5 protein-coding genes are annotated in these 5,047 nt (G+C 63.2%); 1 reads left to right on the top strand and 4 read right to left on the bottom strand.

Annotation, left to right across the window (positions count from 1 at the left end):
• The 4 genes from MFF34_RS26940 to iacA form a co-directional block, all read right to left on the bottom strand.
• A partial coding sequence (locus MFF34_RS26940) for an aromatic-ring-hydroxylating dioxygenase subunit beta (protein WP_238217578.1) occupies positions 1–327 on the bottom strand: 327 nt, incomplete at its 3' end.
• Positions 327–1,610 (bottom strand): Rieske 2Fe-2S domain-containing protein, encoded by a 1,284-nt coding sequence (locus MFF34_RS26935; RefSeq protein ID WP_238217576.1) that lies wholly within the window; start codon positions 1,608–1,610, stop codon positions 327–329. The genes MFF34_RS26935 and MFF34_RS26940, both read right to left, overlap by 1 nt.
• 15 nt (positions 1,611–1,625) lie before the next feature.
• Positions 1,626–1,988 (bottom strand): IacB protein, encoded by a 363-nt coding sequence (locus MFF34_RS26930; RefSeq protein WP_085673223.1) that lies wholly within the window; start codon positions 1,986–1,988, stop codon positions 1,626–1,628.
• A gap of 17 nt (positions 1,989–2,005) precedes the next feature.
• A complete protein-coding gene (iacA, locus tag MFF34_RS26925) occupies positions 2,006–3,175 on the bottom strand; it encodes an indole-3-acetate monooxygenase (RefSeq protein WP_085274412.1) in 1,170 nt (389 codons plus the stop codon).
• A gap of 486 nt (positions 3,176–3,661) precedes the next feature.
• On the opposite strand from iacA, the gene MFF34_RS26920 reads away from it, so the two are divergent.
• Positions 3,662–4,612 carry a LysR family transcriptional regulator gene (locus tag MFF34_RS26920; RefSeq protein WP_225876706.1) on the top strand — a complete coding sequence of 317 codons (951 nt, stop codon included), beginning with the start codon at positions 3,662–3,664 and terminating at the stop codon, positions 4,610–4,612.
• Positions 4,613–5,047 lie beyond the last annotated feature (435 nt).

The following is a 5,047-nucleotide window of genomic DNA, read 5'->3' as shown; positions in this document are numbered from 1 at the left end:
CACGTTCTGCGCGCAGCGCACGGTGTCGTTGACGCCGTCGTCGCCCAGCACCCGGAAGCGCGAAATCGTGCGCACGGTACGTGGCTGGGGGCTGGTGGAAATCGACTCGCCGCCTATCAACCGCTGCACGCGCAGGCCACGCATGTGGTGGTCGTCGTAGGCGTAGTTGAGGGTGTTCTCGTAGTCACTCTCGCGCGGGTCGATGGGAATGATGTACGTGCCTTTTTCGGTCCATTGGCCGAGCCAGGTGTCGTACTCGCCGTGGTCGAGCATGTCGCCTTCCTGCCAGATGAAGGCGGTGACTTCGTTCAGTAGGTTCAAATCCATCACTTGCTCTCCGCCGTCATCATCTTCTTCCACTGCTGGTACGCCGCGCGCATGCCGGTTTCGGCACTCACATCGGACACCAGCCCGTCTGCGCTGGGCTTCTCGCCCGGCAGGCCGCGGTTGAGCATGATCCACAGGTCTTCACCGGCACGGGCGCCTTTCTGCACCCGCTCCCAGGCCTCGGAATCGTCCGGGGTGCCGAAGCCCATCGGGCCCTGGAAGTGCTCGTGCAGGCGCAGGCGGTAGCGGTTGGCTGCGGCTGGGCCGCCGTCCATGGTGATCACCGAGTGGTGGATTTCGGTCTCGGTCACCGAGATCGGCTGCAGCACGCGGAAAAACGCCATCGAGCAGGCGACGTTGGGGAACAGGTTGAGGTTGAAGCCCGAGCCACCGACGGCGCGGACGATGCGGCGCACCTGCTGCTCGTCGATGCCTTCGTCACGCAGCTCGGCGGCGAGGGACTCGAAGCGCTCAGGGATCGGCTTGTCGAGGTCGGCTTCGAGGTCCACCAGCTCGGGGATCATCACCATCACGCTGTGGCCGTTGCCGAGGTCTTCGACGTAGCCGGGGCCTTTGACGAAGTCGAACAGCTCCAGGGTCTGCTCGTCGACCGAGGACAGGAAGCTTTTGTGCACCAACGGGAAGTGATAGGCGTCGGTGGTGTTTTCCAGCTGGATCTTCCAGTTGCCGGGGAAGCGGAAGCGGTGCTCGCCGGGGACCTTGATGCCGTAGCCGGCGCCTTGCTTCATGAACAGGTCCATCCACTTCTTCGCTGCGCCGAGGAAGTCTTCGAGCGGTTCGATGTCGTCCTTGAAGGTGGCGAAGACCATGCCGGCGTAGCTCTCGACGCGCAGGCTGACCAGTGGCAGCTCGGCCTTGTCCAGGCAGTCGCCGTAGCTTTCCGGGTGGGGGATGCCGCGCAGCGAGCCGTCGAGGGCGTAGCCCCAGCCGTGGTAGGGGCAAACGAAGCTGTTGGTCTTGCCCTTCTTGTGCTCGCAGACCGTGGCGCCGCGGTGGCGGCAGCGGTTGAGCAGCACGTTGATGGCCTTTTTGCGGTCACGCACGACGATCACCGGCTGTTTGCCGATGAAGGTGGTCTTGTAGCTACCGGGCTCGGGCACTTCGCTCTCGTGGGCGACCCAGATCCAGGTGCTGTGGAAGATCTTCTGCAGTTCGGCGTCGAACAGGGCCGGGTCGGTGTAGAGGGAGGTGTGGACACGGTCGGGCTGGACCAGCTCGGCCGGGTCGACCGTCAGGTTGACGGCAGGGATCAGGTTGCTCACGGTATCGTCCTCTACTCAGGCGCGCTGGATGATCAGTTCGCGGCCGACACGGGCCTCGACCTTGGCGTAGCGCCACAGCTTGTACGGCCCCTCACCCACGGCCGTGGTGCGGAACAGGTTGCAGGCGGCGTGCACGGTCTCGATGTCCGGTACGTCGGCCAGCAGGTAGGTGGTCCAGGGGAAGCCGTCGGACGGGCCGACCATGCCTTGGTCATCGTCCATGTTGCCCAGCACGTTCACCCCGGCCAGGTCGTGAATGCCATTCCACATCGCGCTGAAGGCGGCCCATACCTGGAGCTGCTCCTCACGGGGGGCATCGAAGAAGTTCTGGTTGATGCCCATGCAGAACAGCACACGCAACGCTTTCTTATCGCTCATGACAAAATTCCCGAAAGTTACAGGTAGCCCGGAAGGGGCTGTTTACCGAAGAACATCGCACCGGCGTTCTGGTACGTGACGTCGCCCATGAAGGCGTGCTGGGTCACCACCTGCGCATCGTTGACGCAGCGGGCCAGCGGGCTTTCGTTGTAAATGCCGGTCATGCCCGAAAGCATCTGCGCACTGCGCGCCACTTCAGCGGCCACGCGGGCGGCATGGGTGGAGGACAGGCGCAACAGGTTGGTGACGTCGACCGGTACCGGGTCGCCCGCCAGCACGTGCTCCCAGGCACGTTCGATGGACTCGTAGAAGAACGCGCGCGCCGAGCGCAGCGCCGCCTCGGCCTTGGCCACATCGACCTGGGCCAGCGGCCGGTCGGCCAGTGCCGGGGCGCCGGTCACCGAGATGCGCCCACTGGCCATGCCTGACAGTTCGTCCAATGCAGCGCGGGCGATGCCCAGCCCGACCACCGAGAGCACCTGGGTGGCGAACGACAGCGATGGGTAACGGAAGAACGGCTCGTCCAGGTTGGGCTTGCCGCCGCGCACGAAGGTCCACTGCTCGCCCACCACCACGTCCTCGACCACCAGGTCGTGGCTGCCGGTGCCGAGCAGGCCGACGGTGTCCCAGGTTTCTTCGATGCGCGCCTGCTGGCGCGGCATCACGGCCAGGCGCGGCAGGTCGAGCTTGTCGCCATTGCGCGGGGCAATCCCGACACCCACGATGTCCGCGCCCATGGACCCGCTGGAGTACTTCCAGCGGCCGTTGACCTTGAAGCCTCCGGGCACGATCTCGGCCGGTTGTGGCGGGAAGATGCCTCCGGCAAACACCGTGTCGGGGCTGTTGCCGTAGATCTCGGCGATGGTCTCCAGCGGCAGCGCCGCCAGGTACACGGGGCTCATGCCGAAGCTGGCCACCCAGCCGGCAGAGCCGTCTGCATGGGAGATGCGTTCGATCATTTCACAGAAGGCCCCCGGCGAGCACTCAAGCCCACCAAAGCGCTTAGGCACCAAGGCGCGGTACACGCCATGGGCCTTGAACGCGTCGATCACATCGCGGGATATGTAGCGCTGGCGGTCGAACTCACCGAGGCGAGCACGATCACGAACACCGTCAAGCAAGGCCTCGAAAGCAGGGCCAGAGGCGAGCGCCGACACAGGCGCGGCACGCAGGCAAAGCGAATCCATGGACATTCTCCGTCTCAGGCGCGGTTTTTGTACTGATGCTTGTGGGGGGCGTTGGCTGGGCTCGTGGAAGGCAAGCACTGGCCATACAGAGGGGCGAAGGCAGGTTCGGGCGGCATGGTCTGTCTCTCTTGTTTTAGGTGCCGGTGACAAATATTTGCGGCTATTTACGTGAATTGTCAATTGAATTTTCACGCTAAAACAGGAGAAAAATTTGCCTATCCCTAACGGATAAACCCTCTAAAAATTGGCTATCTACATGATTTAAATGAATTTATACGACTTCAAAAACCGGTTTCAACGCGCCTAAAAAAACTAACGACCAGCGCCGATATTACGAAAAATTTTTAGCGCCTTTTTCACATGATTTCGGACAGAAAAAAACGCGTGTACGATGGCCTGGCATGGAGCGCGACAACGCCGGCCACCCACGCCGAGCACACAAAAAAAACAAGCCAACGCCCCACCAGGATGGATGGGGACACGCCAATGCCTGCCGTGATTACCCCCGAGGTCGAGGTCATGCCCACCCGCCATATCGATCTGCAGGACCACCGCCTGCGCTACCTGCACCTGAGCCATGACAAGGGCTCCATGCGCGCCGCTGCCGAAGTGCTCGGCGTCGCCACCTCATCGGTCAGCCGGCAGATCGCCCGGCTGGAAGAAGAACTGGGCATCGAACTGGTGCGCCCCGGCACCCACCGCATCAGCCTGACTGCCGCGGGCGAGGCTGCCGTGGACTACTACATCGAACGCATTCGCCAACACGCGCTGCTGGTCGACCGGCTGGATGAATTGCGAAGCCGCCAGCAAGCCTCCACGGTGATCGCCATCGGCGAAGGCCTGCTGGGTGCTCGGGCGATCAATTCGTTGCAGGGCTTTTTGCACGCGCACAATGCGCACAAGGCCGAGATCATCAGCGCCCCGTCATTGGAGGTGCAGCGCATGGTGATGAACGACGAAGCGCACCTTGGCGTGGTCTTTGCGCCTAACGCTTCGGCCCGCCTGACGCGCCTGTTCAGCCTGGCGCAGCCATTGCGGATGATTGTTCACCGTGACAGCCGGATGGCCGAGCGCTCCACGGTCAGCCTCGCCGAAGTGGCCCGCGAATCACTGGTGCTGCCCGGCGCCAACTTCCGCGTGCGGGAGCTGGCGGATGCCGCCTGCAAGGACCAGCCGTTCGCGATCGTGCCCACCCTCACCTCCAACTCACTGGCGGTGATTCTGGACTTCGTTCGGTCGGGGCTGGGCGCCACCTTGCTGGCCGAACTGCCGATCATCGACGAGCTCAAGAACGGCACCTTCAAGGCCCTGGCCATCGATTGCGAGGCGATGAATGCGACCGATATCCAGATTGTTACGCGCCGTGGGCGAACCTTGGATGGCATGAGCCGGGAATTGGCGACGGAGATGGCCAAGGCGGTGCGGATGGCGTTGTGATCTTGGTGCTTGTCTTGGTGCTTGTCTTGGGAGATGCAGCGCCTATGAGATCGAGCGCCGCCCGCGCGGCGCTTCGCGGGGCAAGCCCGCTCCCACATTTGTTTCGGGCCAATTAACCCTGTGCCATGGGCGCGCGGTCCCTTGGCGCACGGCTGAATATCGAGTCGGGCAGACAAGGCGGTCGCGCGCAGATGCCACATACCTCACTGGCCCGAAACAAATGTGGGAGCGGGCTTGCCCCGCGAAGCGCCGCGCGGGCGGCGCTCGATGTCCGCCCCCACAAATAAATAACGCCGTACGCACTACCACCCCCCCATTGCAAAAAACGCAACAACATTGATCCCCCCTGTCATTGAGCCCCACCCCCCTGCCCTTTAGCGTTGCTCCCATAAGAAAACGCCCCATAGGTGACCCCCGTGAGCAACCTGATCCCTG

This window comes from Pseudomonas sp. PAGU 2196, from assembly GCF_022179005.1.
GTDB lineage: Bacteria > Pseudomonadota > Gammaproteobacteria > Pseudomonadales > Pseudomonadaceae > Aquipseudomonas > Aquipseudomonas kermanshahensis.
This window is presented reverse-complemented; position numbering and strand designations above follow the sequence as displayed.